13 protein-coding genes are annotated in these 13,316 nt (G+C 71.2%); 9 read left to right on the forward strand and 4 right to left on the reverse strand.

The genetic code is table 11. From position 1 onward, the window contains the following. Positions 1-3 precede the first annotated feature (3 nt). Positions 4-870, reverse strand: a complete 867-nt coding sequence (locus tag ABD120_RS16015; protein ID WP_343950675.1) for a glutamate ABC transporter substrate-binding protein — start codon at positions 868-870, stop codon at positions 4-6. Positions 871-889: 19 nt separating this feature from the next. Continuing rightward, positions 890-1,609, reverse strand: a complete 720-nt coding sequence (locus tag ABD120_RS16020) for an amino acid ABC transporter ATP-binding protein (protein WP_425563978.1) — start codon at positions 1,607-1,609, stop codon at positions 890-892. A gap of 174 nt (positions 1,610-1,783) precedes the next feature. Between ABD120_RS16020 and miaB the strand changes: the two genes are divergently transcribed. The 4 genes from miaB to ABD120_RS16040 all read left to right on the forward strand — a co-directional run bounded on the left by miaB (position 1,784) and on the right by ABD120_RS16040 (position 6,679). Beyond that, positions 1,784-3,274, forward strand: coding sequence for a tRNA (N6-isopentenyl adenosine(37)-C2)-methylthiotransferase MiaB (gene miaB, locus ABD120_RS16025; RefSeq protein WP_343950676.1), 1,491 nt, complete (start codon positions 1,784-1,786; stop codon positions 3,272-3,274). Between the two features lie 1,149 nt (positions 3,275-4,423). Continuing rightward, entirely contained in the window at positions 4,424-4,936 is a 513-nt protein-coding gene (locus ABD120_RS16030; RefSeq protein ID WP_343950677.1) for a hypothetical protein, read from the forward strand. A gap of 258 nt (positions 4,937-5,194) precedes the next feature. Then, positions 5,195-5,923, forward strand: coding sequence for an isocitrate lyase/PEP mutase family protein (locus tag ABD120_RS16035; RefSeq protein ID WP_343950678.1), 729 nt, complete (start codon positions 5,195-5,197; stop codon positions 5,921-5,923). 87 nt (positions 5,924-6,010) lie between these two features. Beyond that, positions 6,011-6,679, forward strand: a complete 669-nt coding sequence (locus tag ABD120_RS16040) for a class III extradiol ring-cleavage dioxygenase family protein (protein WP_343950679.1) — start codon at positions 6,011-6,013, stop codon at positions 6,677-6,679. Here the strand turns inward: ABD120_RS16040 and ABD120_RS16045 are convergent. After that, positions 6,655-7,572, reverse strand: coding sequence for a ribonuclease Z (locus ABD120_RS16045; RefSeq protein WP_343950680.1), 918 nt, complete (start codon positions 7,570-7,572; stop codon positions 6,655-6,657). The two genes, ABD120_RS16040 and ABD120_RS16045, sit on opposite strands and share 25 nt — an antisense overlap. A gap of 1 nt (position 7,573) precedes the next feature. Between ABD120_RS16045 and ABD120_RS16050 the strand changes: the two genes are divergently transcribed. Continuing rightward, a complete protein-coding gene (locus ABD120_RS16050; protein ID WP_343950681.1) occupies positions 7,574-8,074 on the forward strand; it encodes a methylated-DNA--[protein]-cysteine S-methyltransferase in 501 nt (166 codons plus the stop codon). Here ABD120_RS16050 and ABD120_RS16055 read toward each other — a convergent pair. Further along, positions 8,071-8,352, reverse strand: coding sequence for an antitoxin (locus tag ABD120_RS16055; protein ID WP_343950682.1), 282 nt, complete (start codon positions 8,350-8,352; stop codon positions 8,071-8,073). The genes ABD120_RS16050 and ABD120_RS16055 overlap by 4 nt on opposite strands. An 80-nt stretch (positions 8,353-8,432) precedes the next feature. Here ABD120_RS16055 and miaA point away from each other — a divergent pair, with 80 nt between their 5' ends. From miaA to ABD120_RS16075, 4 genes are read left to right on the forward strand one after another with little or no spacing between them, the layout of a single operon-like run. After that, positions 8,433-9,326 carry a tRNA (adenosine(37)-N6)-dimethylallyltransferase MiaA gene (miaA, locus tag ABD120_RS16060; protein WP_343950683.1) on the forward strand — a complete coding sequence of 298 codons (894 nt, stop codon included), beginning with the start codon at positions 8,433-8,435 and terminating at the stop codon, positions 9,324-9,326. Beyond that, positions 9,323-10,135 carry a diaminopimelate epimerase gene (gene dapF / locus ABD120_RS16065; RefSeq protein ID WP_343950684.1) on the forward strand — a complete coding sequence of 271 codons (813 nt, stop codon included), beginning with the start codon at positions 9,323-9,325 and terminating at the stop codon, positions 10,133-10,135. The genes miaA and dapF overlap by 4 nt, the downstream gene beginning before the upstream one ends. Before the next feature lie 26 nt (positions 10,136-10,161). Next, entirely contained in the window at positions 10,162-10,914 is a 753-nt protein-coding gene (locus ABD120_RS16070; RefSeq protein WP_343950685.1) for an SCO6745 family protein, read from the forward strand. Between the two features lie 19 nt (positions 10,915-10,933). Continuing rightward, positions 10,934-13,210 carry a tetratricopeptide repeat protein gene (locus ABD120_RS16075; protein ID WP_343950686.1) on the forward strand — a complete coding sequence of 759 codons (2,277 nt, stop codon included), beginning with the start codon at positions 10,934-10,936 and terminating at the stop codon, positions 13,208-13,210. Positions 13,211-13,316: the final 106 nt, after the last annotated feature.

A 13,316-nucleotide genomic window follows, 5' to 3' on the forward strand; every position in this document is an offset into this window, starting at 1 on the left:
TTTCTACGCGCAACCCTCGGCGGGCGGCGCGGCGGTCGGAGCCGTCAGGCCCTTGGCCTGGCCGAACCACTTCTGCCAGAGCTGCTGGGCCTCACCCTTCTGGTAGAGGGCGGCCACGGCCTTGTTGACCGCCTCGCACGTCTTGGTGTCGCCCTTCTTCAGGCCGATGCCGTACTTCTCCTCGGTGAAGGGGTCGCCGAGGATCTTGAAGTTGCCACCGGCCTGCTTGGCGAAGCCCGCCAGGATCAGGTCGTCGGTGGTGACGGCGTCGAGGTTGGAGCCGCTCAGCTTCTGCACGCACTCGGAGTAGTTGCTCGCGCCGACCAGCTTGGCCGACAGGCCCAGCTTGCCGTCGGGCGGCGGGTCGGTGATGCGCTTGTAGGAGTTCGAACCGGCCGCCTGGCAGATCCGCTTGTCCTTGAGGTCGGTCGCCTTCATGATGGCGGAGTCGTCCGCGCGCACCATCGTGTCCTGGCGGGCGATGATGTACGGCCCGCCGAAGGAGACCTTGCCCTTGCGCTCGTCGGTGATGGAGTACGTGGCGAAGATGATGTCCACGGTGCCGTTCTGGAGGAGCGCCTCGCGGTTCTTGGAGGGCGCCTCCTTCCAGCTGATCTTGACGTCCTTGCCGCCGGCCATCTCCTTGATGACGGCCTTGGCCATGTCCACGTCGTAACCTTCGGGCTCGTTGCCCGTCTTCAGGCCCAGGCTCGGCTGGTCCCATTTGGTGCCGACGACGATCTCGCTCGCGCCCGTCACCTTGTCGACGACGGTCGAGTAACTGGCGTCGCCGCCCCCGCCGCCACAGGCCGCGAGTCCGACCGCGAGGGCGGCCACAGAGCCGGCGACACCGATTCGACGCTTGTGCATGCGTTCCCTACCTCAATCTTCAGTGCGTGAGGATCTTCGACAGGAAGTCCTTCGCCCGTTCTGTCTGGGCGTTGGTGAAGAACTCGTCGGGCGTGTTCTGCTCGACGATCTGTCCGTCGGCCATGAAGACGACCCGGTTGGCCGCCCTGCGCGCGAACCCCATCTCATGCGTGACGACCATCATGGTCATGCCGTCCCGTGCGAGCCCGACCATGACGTCGAGCACCTCCTGGACCATCTCGGGGTCCAGCGCCGAGGTGGGCTCGTCGAAGAGGATCATCTTCGGATCCATCGCGAGCGCCCTGGCGATGGCGACACGTTGCTGCTGGCCACCTGAGAGTTGCGCCGGGTACTTGTCCGCCTGCGCGGCGATGCCGACCCGTTCGAGCAGTTCCATGGCGCGCTTGTCGGCCTCCGCCTTGGCGATGCCGCGGACCTTCACCGGACCCAGCGTGACGTTCTCGCGAATCGTCTTGTGGGCGAAGAGGTTGAAGGACTGGAACACCATCCCGACCTCGGAGCGGAGACTGGCCAGAGCCTTGCCCTCCGCCGGAAGGACCTTGCCGTCGAAAACGATCTGACCGCCGTCGATGGTCTCCAGCCGGTTGATGGTCCGGCAGAGCGTGGACTTGCCCCCTCCAGAGGGCCCGATCACGACGAGAACCTCGCCCCGGGAGACGGTCAGATTGATGTCCTTCAGGACGTGCAACGCCCCGAAGTGTTTGTTGACGTGCTCCATTACGACGAGTGGAGCGCCGTCACCTTTCTCCATCATGGGGAGAAAACTAGAGGCAATATGGTTCCTGGTCACTAACCGGGTGGTACCGATCCGATCACATCCCACCCGTAACCTGGAGTAATGAGACAGGTGGGGAACGCGCAGGCCAGAGATGCGACTACCCTTGAACTCGCGATGACTGTTACCCAGGAGGGCGCCCGCACCTACCAAGTGCGCACATACGGGTGCCAGATGAACGTCCACGACTCCGAGCGGCTGTCCGGCCTGCTGGAGGACGCGGGATACGTCCGTGCGGCCGACGACGACACGGCGGACGTGGTGGTCTTCAACACCTGCGCCGTCAGGGAGAACGCCGACAACCGCCTTTACGGGAACCTCGGCCACCTGCGCCCGGCCAAGGTGCGCAACCCTCGCATGCAGATCGCCGTGGGCGGCTGTCTCGCGCAGAAGGACCAGGGCGAGATCGTCCGCAAGGCCCCATGGGTCGACGTGGTGTTCGGCACCCACAACATCGGCTCGCTGCCGGTGCTGCTGGAGCGCGCCAGGGTCGCGGGCGAGGCGCAGGTCGAGCTGAAGGAGTCGCTGGAGGTCTTCCCCTCGACGCTGCCGACCAAGCGTGAGTCGGCCTACGCGGCCTGGGTCGCGATCTCGGTGGGCTGCAACAACACCTGCACGTTCTGCATCGTGCCGTCGCTGCGCGGCAAGGAGAAGGACCGGCGGCCGGGCGAGGTCCTGTCGGAGGTGCAGACGCTGGTCGACCAGGGTGTGCTCGAAGTGACGCTGCTGGGCCAGAACGTCAACACCTACGGTGTCGAGTTCGGCGACCGGCTGGCGTTCGGCAAGCTGCTGCGGGCCTGCGGCGACATCGCGGGCCTCGAACGCGTCCGCTTCACCTCGCCGCACCCGGCGGCCTTCACCGACGACGTCATCGCCGCCATGGCCGAGACGCCCAACGTGATGCACCAGTTGCACATGCCGCTGCAGTCGGGCTCCGACCGGGTGCTGAAGGCGATGCGCCGCTCCTACCGGGCCGAGCGCTACCTGGGCATCATCTCCCGGGTGCGGGCCGCGATGCCCGACGCGGCGATCTCCACCGACATCATCGTCGGCTTCCCCGGTGAGACCGAGGAGGACTTCCAGGGCACGCTCGACGTGGTCCGCGAGTCGCGGTTCGCCAACGCCTTCACCTTCCAGTACTCCATCCGCCCCGGCACACCGGCCGCGACCATGGCCGACCAGGTGCCGAAGGAGGTCGTCCAGGAGCGCTACGAGCGGCTGGTGGCGTTGCAGGAGGAGATCTCCTGGGAGGAGAACAAGAAGCAGGTCGGGCGCACGCTGGAGGTGCTGGTGGCCGAGGGCGAGGGGCGCAAGGACGCGGCCACGCTGCGGCTGAGCGGGCGCGCGGCCGACAACCGGCTGGTGCACTTCACGGCGGGCGACGGGGTGCGGCCTCGGCCGGGCGACATGGTGACGGTGGAGGTCACGTACGCGGCGCCGCACCACCTGGTGGCCGACGGCGAGGTGCTGTCGCTGCGCCGTACGCGTGCGGGTGAGGCGTGGGAGGCGCGGCAGGGGGCGCCGAGCGGGGGCGGGGGTGTGTCGCTGGGCATGCCGACCGTGGGCCGACCGGCGCCTTTGCCGCCGTCGGGATGCGCGGCTCACTGAGGGGTCCGCGCTTTTTCAAAGCGCTTGTGGTCTTCATCACGGCAGTGCCCACGTAACCGCCGCCCGCCGACGCCGGTTCCCCGACGTCGGCGGCGCCAGGCGTCCGACACACCGACCGCCGCGACGACGCACTGTTACGCGCGCCGCCGGCCAGGCACGTCGTCCACGCCGGTAACCGGTCTCGGTGGTAGCCGGGCCTGCCGGCCATCGCACTCGCCGGTAGCCGGTCGTGTCGGCCATCGGTCGTGCTGGTTACGGGTCGTGCTGGTCACGGGTCTGGCTGGTCAGGGGTCTGGCTGATCACCGGTCTCGCCGGTCATCGGCCGAGGAGGCGGTCGCAGTAGGCGCGCCGGATGTCGGGAAATGTCGCGCACGGGTTCGGTTGTGGCTTCGGCGCTTCCTGGGTGGTCGATCGGCCGCTGTCCGGCTGGGACGGCGGCTGCCGTGTGCCCGCACCAGGGCGGGTGTCGGCGGTGCCGGGTGCGTCGGACCCGCTGCGGGGCGTCGGCGTGTCCTGAGCCTTCTGCGTCGCGTGTTCCGACTGCTGGGCCGGTCGTTCGGCGGGACGCCGGGCGGCGCGGTGCGGTGGCCGGTGTTCTGACGCGGGGGCCGGAGGGCGGGCTTCCGTACCCGGTCGGTGGGCTTGCGCGCTGCCCTGAGGCGGGGACGACGGGGTGAGGGACGTGCTCGGGACCGTCGTTGGGGTCGCCGGAGGAGGTGTTGTGGGGGCGGTGGTCCCGGGTGGCGGGATGCGCTGGGTCCAGCCCACGTGTCTGACAGAGCCGGTTCCGGATGAATACGCCGGTGTGGAAATCTGTCTTACCTGATCGTTTACTGACTGCTCTTGTTCGATTCCCGTGAAGGACAGGGCTATGCCGAATCCCGCCACTGACAGGACGGCGCCCACTGAAACCACTGGCGCCACCCAATTTCGCTGACCTGGTCGAACGGCTCCAAAGCGTGACAAGTCGTGATTCCTTTGTGATTGGTGCGCGAGCATTGCACTCCTGTGGCTAGTGTGAGTCATCACCCGCGGAAGCCGGCGAGCTTTCCCGATCCGACCGCAGGGAGTTGTCCCCCATGCACCATCCCGAGCCGAACCGGCCCGACCTCCTCACCGGGCCAGGAGACGAACCCAGGCCGGCGCGAATGCGCAGGAGGAAGTCCGTCGTCGCCGGAGCGGTCGCCGCCGTCCTGGTGGCGGCAGGCGTCGGCTTCGCCGTGTCGCAGTCCGGAGGCGGCCCCGCCGCCGGCACCGAGCAGAACCAGCAGCCCGCGCCCCCCGGCCTCGCGGAGGACCGGACAGGCGACCCCCCGAACACCGGCCCGTCCCAGGACGGCGGCGCGGACGACGCCGACGGCGGCCCGGGCAGCGGCCCCGACACCGGTATCGGCGGCGGCCCTGACGGCGGCACCGGCGGTGGCCCTGACCGGGGTTCCGACGGTGGCGCCGACCAAGGCTCCCACTCCGGGACGCCGCAGAACAGCGCCGAGAACCCCCCGGACACCGGCTCAGCGGGTTCCGACACCCCTCGCGGCAACGGCGACGTCGGCAAGGGCGACGGCCCGGCTGGCGGCACCCCGTCGGACGACCTCACGAACACTCCCGCGGACGGCCCGGCCGGTGAAGTCCTCGGCGAGTGCGCCAAATCCGGCTGCTGACGCCCGAACGGCGGCCCCACGCCGGGGCCGCCGCCCGCAACTCTCACACCCACGCCGAGCCCGCGACGAAGGACACCGTCCCCTTCGCGCCGGGCTGCGCCGGGCTGCGCCGGGCTGCGCCGGGCTGCGCCGGGCTGCGCCGGGCTGCGCCGGGCTGCGCCGGGCTGCGCCGGGCTGCGGAGGTGGGGAAGTGGTCTGTGGCTTCCGGGGGGAAATGGATCTTCTGGGGTGCGGTGCGGGTGCCTAGAGTGGGTGGGCATGACAAGCTCGAAAGCCGATCTCCTACGCCGACTTCACGTCCCCGGCACCCCGCTCGTGCTGGCCAATGCCTGGGACGCCGCGTCGGCGCGGGCCGTACAGGAGGCAGGGTTCCCCGCCGTGGCCACCGCGAGCGCGGCCGTCGCCCCCGTGCTCGGGTACGCCGACGGGGAGGAAACCCCGGTCGCCGAGATGCTCGCGGCGGTCGCGAGGATCGCCAGGGCCGTCGAGGTGCCGGTCACCGCCGACATGGAACGCGGCTACGGCCTCGAACCGGCCGAGTTCGCCGAACGCCTGCTCGCGACGGGCGCCGTCGGCTGCAACCTGGAGGACCTCGGCCCCGGCGGGCTGCGGGATCCGCACGAGCAGGCGTCCTACCTGTCGGCGGTCAGAGCGGCCGCAGGCCAGGACCTGGTGATCAACGCCAGGGTGGACACCTTCCTGCCCGAGGGCGGCACCCTGGACGACGCCCTCCATCGCGCGGCCCTGTACCTGGAGGCGGGGGCCGACTGCGTCTACCCCATCCTCGCCCCCGATCCGGCCGCGCTGGCGAAGGGGATCGGCGGCCCGGTGAACGTCCTGTACACCAAGGGGTCACCCGCCCTGGCCGACCTGGCGGCCATGGGCGTGGCCCGCGTCAGTTTCGGTCATGTCCTCCACGAGGTGACCCAGTCGTACACGGCCGGCCTCCTGAAGCGGATCAACCAGGGCGAAGATCCCTACATGTGACCATTCGTAGAAGAGCGGCACGGCATGAGGCCGTACCCCCTGGCGGTCGGAGGGGCCGGGGGGCGCGTACTCGCATAACCTGAACGGGTGCTGATCGCCGCGGCCGTCTGCCCGCATCCTCCGCTGCTCGTGCCCGAACTCGCCGGTGCCGCCGCACCCGAGCTCGACCGCCTGCGCGCCGCCTGCTCCGCCGCCGTCGCCGCCGTGCGCGCCGCAGATGCGGAGGTGCTCGTCGTGGTCGGCGCGGGCGAGCGCACCCGCGAGTACGGCGCGCGGGCGGCGGGCTCGTTGCAGCCCTGGGGCGTCGACGTGCGGGCCGGCGACGGCGAGCCGGTGCTGCCTCTGTCCCTCACCATCGGCCGCTGGCTGCTGGGCGAGGCGCCGGACGGGTTCCAGGCGGTCGCCGGGGACGCGCCCACCGCCGAATGCCTGGCGCTCGGCGAGCGGCTGGCGGCCGGACGGCGCACCGCGCTGCTCGTCATGGCGGACGGCTCGGCCAAGCTGGGCGAGAAGGCGCCCGGCTACCTCGACCCGGGCGCCCCGCCGTACCAGGAGAGGTGGTCCAAGGCGCTGGCCGAAGCGGACGCGGCGGCGCTCGCGGCGCTCGACCCTGCCGAGGCCGAGGCGCTCTGGGCGGGCGGCCGGGCGGCGCTGCAGGTGCTCGCCGGGGCGGCCGGGGGAGCGGCGCTGGAGGGCGGGCTGCTGGCCGAGATCGCCCCGTACGGCGTCGGCTACTCGGTGGCCGTCTGGACTTGACGTCTGGGCACCGGCACGGTCATGAGATCTTCTGCCAGGACCACGTCGCCGTCGTAGGAGGCGCGCACGTCGGCGAGGAAGCGCGGCTCGTCGTCCTTGCGGTAGCGCTCGGAGAAGTGGGTCAGCACCAGCCGCCGCACCCCGGCCGCCCGCGCGACCACGCCGGCGTCGCGGGCGGTCAGGTGGCCGTACTCGTGGGCCAGCGCGGCCTCGGACGACAGGAACGTCGACTCGATCACCAGCAGGTCGGCGCCGTCGGCGAGGGCGAAGACGTTGTCGCACAGGCGGGTGTCCATGACGAAGGCGACGGACTGCCCCGGCCGGTGCTCGCTGACCTGCCCCAGGCTGACGCCGCGCAGGGTGCCCTCGCTCTGCAGCAGTGCGATGTCGGCGCCGCCGATGCCGTGCTCGCGCAGCCGCTCGGGCAGCATCCGGCGGCCGTCGGGCTCCTGGAGGCGGTAGCCGTACGACTCGACGGGGTGGGACAGCCGCCGCGCGGTCAGCAGCGGCGGCACCCGCGCCACGTCGCCGTCGAGGGGGTGCTCGACGATGACGTCGGTGTCGGCGAAGACGCTGGCGTGCCGCAGGCGTTCCCAGAAGACCTGGCCGGAGGCCGGGTAGAGGGCGTGCACCGGGTGGGCGACCCCGTCGCGGGCGATGCGCTGGACGATGCCGGGCACGCCGAGGCAGTGGTCGCCGTGGAAGTGGGTGACGCACAGGTAGTCGATCCGGTTGGCGCTGAGGCCCATGAGCGCGAGCTGGCGCTGGGTGCCTTCGCCGGGGTCGAACAGCAGGCCCTGTCGGTCCCAGCGGATAAAGTACCCGTTGTGGTTGCGGTGCCGGGTCGGCACCGCGCTCGACGTGCCGAGGATCGTCAGCTCACGAGAGGACATCGTGCCCACTGTCGCCTATGCCGAGGTTCCGACGCCGGTCGGCGACTTCCATGTCGCGGTGACCGAGCAGGGGCTGGTCGCGACGGGCTGGCGGGCCTTCGACGGGCCGGCGGGCCTGGCAGAGGTGCATGATCCGGATCGTACGGCTCCGGTGGTGGCCGAGCTCAACCGCTTTTTCGACGGCACGCTGCGCGAGTTCGCCGTCCCGATCGACTGGCGGCTGACGGCCGGGTCACGGCGCAAGGTGCTCCAGGCACTGCACCGCGTGCCGTACGGCAGGGTCGTCACCTACGGCGAGCTCGCCGAGTTGAGCGGCACCCGGGTGCCGCCGCGCGGGATCGGGTCGATCATGGGTGCCAACCCGATCCCGATCGTGGTGCCCTGCCACCGCGTGCTGGCGGCGAGCGGGCTGGGCGGCTTCAGCGGCGGCGTCGGCGTCGAGACCAAGCGCTGGCTGCTCACCCACGAGGGCTATCTTCAGCCCACGCTGCTCGACCTCTAACCCTCCTTGCCGTCGATCTTGTCGGCGGCGTCCTTGGCCATGTCGGTGCCCTTGGAGATCTGGTCGTCGTACTTGCCCCCGGTGGCCTCACTGGCGGCCGACGAGGCCTTGTCGATGCCCTGGTTGGCCAGGTCCTCGGCCTTCTCGCGGGCGGAGTCCATCACGCCGCCCGACGAGTCCTGAGCCTGGCCGCCGGTGTTCTTGGCCTGCTCGGGGATGTTCTTGAGCTTCTCCTCCGCCCCGCCGAACATCTCCTTGACCTTGTCGAAGATCGACATGTCGTTACCCCCGATGCTTGGTTCACGGCCCCCCCGAGCCGCGTCTTCTTCATACCCGTTCCATTGACACACTTATCGGTGTGCGTACCCAGCCAGTCATCGCCGTCGTGGGCCCCACCGCGGCCGGAAAGTCCGATCTCGCCGTGGATCTGGCCCTCCGGCTGGGGGGTGAGTGCATCAACGCCGACTCGATGCAGCTTTACCGAGGAATGACCATTGGAACGGCTAAACTCTCCCAAACTGAGCAACGTGGTGTACCTCACCATCTGCTGGACATCTGGGATGTGACGGTCACCGCCAGCGTGGCCGAGTACCAGCGGCTGGTCCGGCCGCTGCTCGACTCCGTCGCCGTGCCCGTCCTCGTGGGCGGCAGCGGCCTGTACGTCAGGGCCGCCATCGACGAACTGGACTTCCCCGGCACCGACCCGGACATACGCGCCCGGCTGGAGGCGGAGCTCGCCGAGAACGGCTCGGCGGTCCTGTACGACCGGCTCAAGGCGCTGGACCCGGTCGCCGCCGAGGCCATCCTGCCCAGCAACGGCCGGCGCATCGTCCGCGCGCTGGAGGTCATCGAGTTCTCCGGGCGGCCGTTCTCCGCGAGCATGCCGTCGTACGAGGCCGTCTACCCGAGCGTCCAGCTCGGCCTGGACGTTCCGAGGCCCGAACTCGACGCGCGCATCGAGTCGCGGGTCGAGCGCATGTGGGAGGCAGGGCTGGTCGAGGAGGTGCGCGGCCTGCTCGGGCAGGGACTGGCCGAGGGCCGTACGGCCGGGCGCGCGCTCGGCTACGCGCAGGTCGTGCGCTTGCTGTCGGGAGAGTGGAGCGAGGAGCAGGCCAAGGCCGAGACCGTCCGCGCGACCAGGCGCTTCGCCCGCCGCCAGGAGTCGTGGTTCCGGCGCGACCCCCGGGTGCACTGGCTGCCGTACGACGCGCCCGACCTGCTGGAGCGGGCCCTCGATAGGGTTGGCGCATGAGGTTTCTCAAGGGTCACGGCACAGAGAACGACTTCGTCATCCTTCCCGATCCCGACGGCGAGCTCGAACTGCCCGCCACACTCGTGGCCGCGATCTGCGACCGGCGGGCCGGCATCGGCGCCGACGGCGTGCTCCGCGTGACCCGCGCCAAGACCAGCGAGGAGGTCGCGGCGCTGGCCGGGGAGGCCGAGTGGTTCATGGACTACCGCAACGCCGACGGCAGCGTGGCCGAGATGTGCGGCAACGGCGTGCGCGTCTTCGCCCGCTACCTGGTCGACGCCGGACTGACGGCGCCGGGCGAGTTCGCGATCGCCACGCGCGGCGGCCTGCGCCGGGTGCGCCTGGGCGCGGAGGGCGACGTCACCGTGGACATGGGACGCCCGGTCGTCCGGGGCGAGAGCCTCACCACCGTCGCAGGGCACGACTATCCCGGCCTCCACGTCGACATGGGCAACCCGCACCTGGCCTGCGCGATCGGCGACCCGGTCGCCCAGCTCGACCTGACCCACCAGCCGGGCTTCGACCCCGGGGTGTTCCCCGCCGGTGTCAACATCGAACTGTTCAACGCGGTGGGCCCGCGCCGCGCCGTGATGCGCGTCCACGAGCGCGGCTCGGGCGAGACCCGCTCGTGCGGCACCGGCGCGGTCGCCACGGCGGTCGCGGCGGCGCACCTTGCGGGCGAGAGCACCGGTGAGTGGATCGTCGAGGTGCTCGGTGGGCGGCTGACGGTCACGCTCGACCAGGAGACCAGCTACCTGAGCGGGCCCGCGACGCTGGTGGCCGCCGGCGAGCTGACTCTTGCAGAATAATGTTCTTTCGGGTCATGCTGTGACCCATGGCTGATCCACAGACCACCGCCGCCGAGGTCAAGACGCCCGTCGGCCTGCTCGGCGGGGGCTTCATGGTGTCGAGGGAGGCCAAGGCCCTCTGCGCGGCCCACGGCCTCGGCGGGCGCGAACTGTACTTCAGGGGCCGGTGCGGCGTGCTCGGCGAGTGCGACGCCGAGGTCGTCGCCTCCGTCGCGGTCTTCTTCCCGCTCGACCACGTCAAGGAGAGCTGGGACGGCGGGCGCAAGCTGCCGGCCGAGCAGGCCGTGGAACTGTACGCGGGCGCCTGCCACGACTGGGGGCGCCGCCGGCTGACCGGCTTCGACGGGCTCGGCAGGGTGGCCGAACTGGTCGAACGCGTGGTGACGGCCGCCTCGCCGATCGGGGCGCCGCTGTTCGCGGGATGGCGGGCCCTGCCCCTGCCCGGCGACCTGCCCGCGCGGGCGGCCCACCTGCTGCACCTGCTCAGGGAACTGCGCGGGGGACTGCACGCCAACGCGGTGCTCGCCGCGGGGATCCACCCGCTGGAGGCGATCATCGCCGCGGACCACGACGCGCCGATCGGCCACTCGACCGGCGAGCGGATGGCGCGCTTCTTCGCCTGGCCGGAGCCGTACGCGGTGCCCGGCCCCGAGCTCATTCAGCGCAGGGCCGAAGCGGAGACCGTCACAGACCGGCTCATGGCACCGGTATTTTCCACCCTCAACAGTGATGAATCGGACGAGCTGATAGCCCTTCTGCGTTTGGGGCACGGTCATTGACCTGGCAGACTGACTGCCCATGGACGTGGACATCTGGGCCTGGGTCGGCGAAACCCAGCAGCAGCTTTCAGAGGCGGGCAACGTGGGCCTCGCCATGGCGCTGGGAGACCTCCCCGCACAGGCTTACGAGGGCCGCTACCCGCAGCTCGACGTGATGGCTCCGGCCATCGCCCAGCAGGCGGAGGCCCTTCAGCAGCCCTGGCTGGAGTTCTACGCCCGCTACTGGCACCTCATCGGCCGCGTCGGCGACCGCGCGCAGGGCGCGGTCGCGGTCGGCGACGCCGAAGAACTCCTCGCCTTCGCCCAGCGCGAGGACATCCGCGACTGCCCGGCCGCACCGGCCGCCGTCGAGGCGCTGGCCATCGCGATGGCCGCCGCGGACGGCCCCGGCTACGCCGACGAGCGCCTGGCCAAGCTCGGTCCGGCCATCGACGCGATCACGGCGGGCGACCCCGCCTACTGCGGGCTCGTGACGCAGTACGTGTCCGCCCTCACCGACGCCGGCCGCGCCGACGAGGCGGTCGCCTACGCCGAGTCGGCCGTCGAGCAGTTGCGCGCGATCGACAAGCAGGCCAGCTGGGAACTCGGCGCGGAGAGCGCCCGTGCCCTGCTCGCCACCGGGCGGGCCGAGGGCGCGCTGGCCGCGCTCCAGGCCGCCGCCGACTTCCCCGCCGACGACCCGGTCGCCAAGGAACATCGCGACGGCGTGCGCCGCGCGCTCATCCTGGCCGAGCTCGGCCGCACGGCCGAGGCCGTCGACGCGCTGCCCGACCTCGACGTGGTCGGCGAGCACCCCCGCGTGTTCGTCGAGTGGGCCAAGGCCATCGACAAGCTCGTCGGCTCCTCGCAGATCACCAACACCTGGCAGCTCGGCCGGGTCCTGCGCCAGTGGATCGACTACTTCAGCATGATGGGCGGCTACCGCGCCCGCATCGAACTGGCCCTGGTCGCGGGCGAGCTCGCCGTCGCCAGGCAGGGCGTCTGGCAGGCCAAGTTGCTCGCCGACCTGGCCGAGAGCTTCCTCGGCGAACTGCGCGCCGGCGACGGCCTCACCGAGCGCATCGCCGCCCTGCGCGCCAAGACCGACGCCACCACCGAGCCCGCCGCGCCCGGCCCGGTCGAGGAGCGCGTCGCCTACTTCGACGCCGCCGACGGCTTCAACGCCGACCCGGAGAAGTGGGTGGGCTGGCTGTCCCCGCTGTCGGGCACCGACCTGGAGACCACCCGCCGCCACACGACGACGCTCGGCTTCCTCGGCTACCCCGCCACCGGCGCCGACATCTACTGGAAGCTGCTCGTCGACCCCGGCGAGATCGCCTCCGCTTCCGCCGAGGACGTCTCCTACCTGACCACGCTGCTCATCGAGGCCCGCCAGGACGAGCGCCTTGAGCAGATGGCCGGCCTCCTCGACCACGCGGGCAAGCACCTGGCGCTGGCCCGCCTCCACAGCGCTCGCGAGCGCTGGGCCGAGACCCTCGCCGAGGGCGAGCACGCCATCGCGGCCGGAGCCGGTCTGGAGGCCCGCCGCCTGGTGTCCGGCGCCGCCCAGCAGCTCGACGACAACGCCAAGGGCGCCCAGGTGCTGCTTGAGGTCATCGACGAGCTCGGCGACGAGGACGTCTGGCGCATGGTCGTCATGGCTACCTCCGCCGAGGACTGGGCGCTCGTGCGCAAGGGCGCCGCCAAGATCGGCATGCCGCTCAAGTCGTCCGAAGGGCCGATCGAGGAGGAGATGGGCCTGATCCGGGTCATCCTCCCCGCCCCCGACGGCGGCCGCAGGCAGGTCCTGTCCATCCGCACCGGCCCCGCCACCGCCCGCCTGGCCCTCCCGCAGCCGCGCGGTATGGAGTACAACGCCGGCGACCTGGTCGTCTTCGACCCGCAGTTGCTGGAGCCCATCCCGGAGGACCCCAAGGAGCAGGAGAACTTCGTGCCGCCGTTCGCGGCCGTGCGCATCCTGCGGCCGGGCGGCTACACGAGCTACTTCTTCGACGGCGCGGCGCCCGGTGAGTCCGACTGGACGGAGTTCACCGAGGTCATGGCCGAGCGCGGCTGGCCGATGTGGGTCTACTCCGACGAGAACTACACCGTCGACCACCCGACCAGCGGCGAGAAGCTGCCCGGCGTCTACGGCTGGGTCGCGGTGCCGCCGGAGGTGTCGGCGGCCGAGGTCGACGCCCTGCTCGACGACGCCACCGAGCGCTGGTCCCATCCGCTGGCCTGGCTCGACCTGGCCCGCGAGATCGACGTCGAGGTCGAGCGGCACGAGCGCATCGTCAAGGAGTACGGCCTTTGACGCACCCGCGTCCCGGATTCGGCGGGCGGCGGCAGCCGCCGCCCGCCGAATCGGTGGCCGAACCCGGTGAACCCGGTCCTGCCGACCGGTGACGTGTTGTCGTCTA

The sequence above is a fragment of the Nonomuraea longicatena genome, assembly GCF_039525605.1.
Lineage (GTDB): Bacteria > Actinomycetota > Actinomycetes > Streptosporangiales > Streptosporangiaceae > Nonomuraea > Nonomuraea longicatena.

What these genes read in the sequence shown, in the direction of transcription:
- ABD120_RS16015 (WP_343950675.1), bottom strand. Translation starts at nt 870, where the DNA reads ATGCACAAGCGTCGAATCGGTGTCGCCGGCTCTGTGGCCGCCCTCGCG.
- ABD120_RS16020 (WP_425563978.1), bottom strand. Translation starts at nt 1,609, where the DNA reads ATGGAGCACGTCAACAAACACTTCGGGGCGTTGCACGTCCTGAAGGAC.
- miaB (WP_343950676.1), top strand. Translation starts at nt 1,784, where the DNA reads ATGACTGTTACCCAGGAGGGCGCCCGCACCTACCAAGTGCGCACATAC.
- ABD120_RS16030 (WP_343950677.1), top strand. Translation starts at nt 4,424, where the DNA reads ATGCGCAGGAGGAAGTCCGTCGTCGCCGGAGCGGTCGCCGCCGTCCTG.
- ABD120_RS16035 (WP_343950678.1), top strand. Translation starts at nt 5,195, where the DNA reads ATGACAAGCTCGAAAGCCGATCTCCTACGCCGACTTCACGTCCCCGGC.
- ABD120_RS16045 (WP_343950680.1), bottom strand. Translation starts at nt 7,572, where the DNA reads ATGTCCTCTCGTGAGCTGACGATCCTCGGCACGTCGAGCGCGGTGCCG.
- ABD120_RS16055 (WP_343950682.1), bottom strand. Translation starts at nt 8,352, where the DNA reads ATGTCGATCTTCGACAAGGTCAAGGAGATGTTCGGCGGGGCGGAGGAG.
- dapF (WP_343950684.1), top strand. Translation starts at nt 9,323, where the DNA reads ATGAGGTTTCTCAAGGGTCACGGCACAGAGAACGACTTCGTCATCCTT.
- ABD120_RS16070 (WP_343950685.1), top strand. Translation starts at nt 10,162, where the DNA reads ATGGCTGATCCACAGACCACCGCCGCCGAGGTCAAGACGCCCGTCGGC.
- ABD120_RS16075 (WP_343950686.1), top strand. Translation starts at nt 10,934, where the DNA reads ATGGACGTGGACATCTGGGCCTGGGTCGGCGAAACCCAGCAGCAGCTT.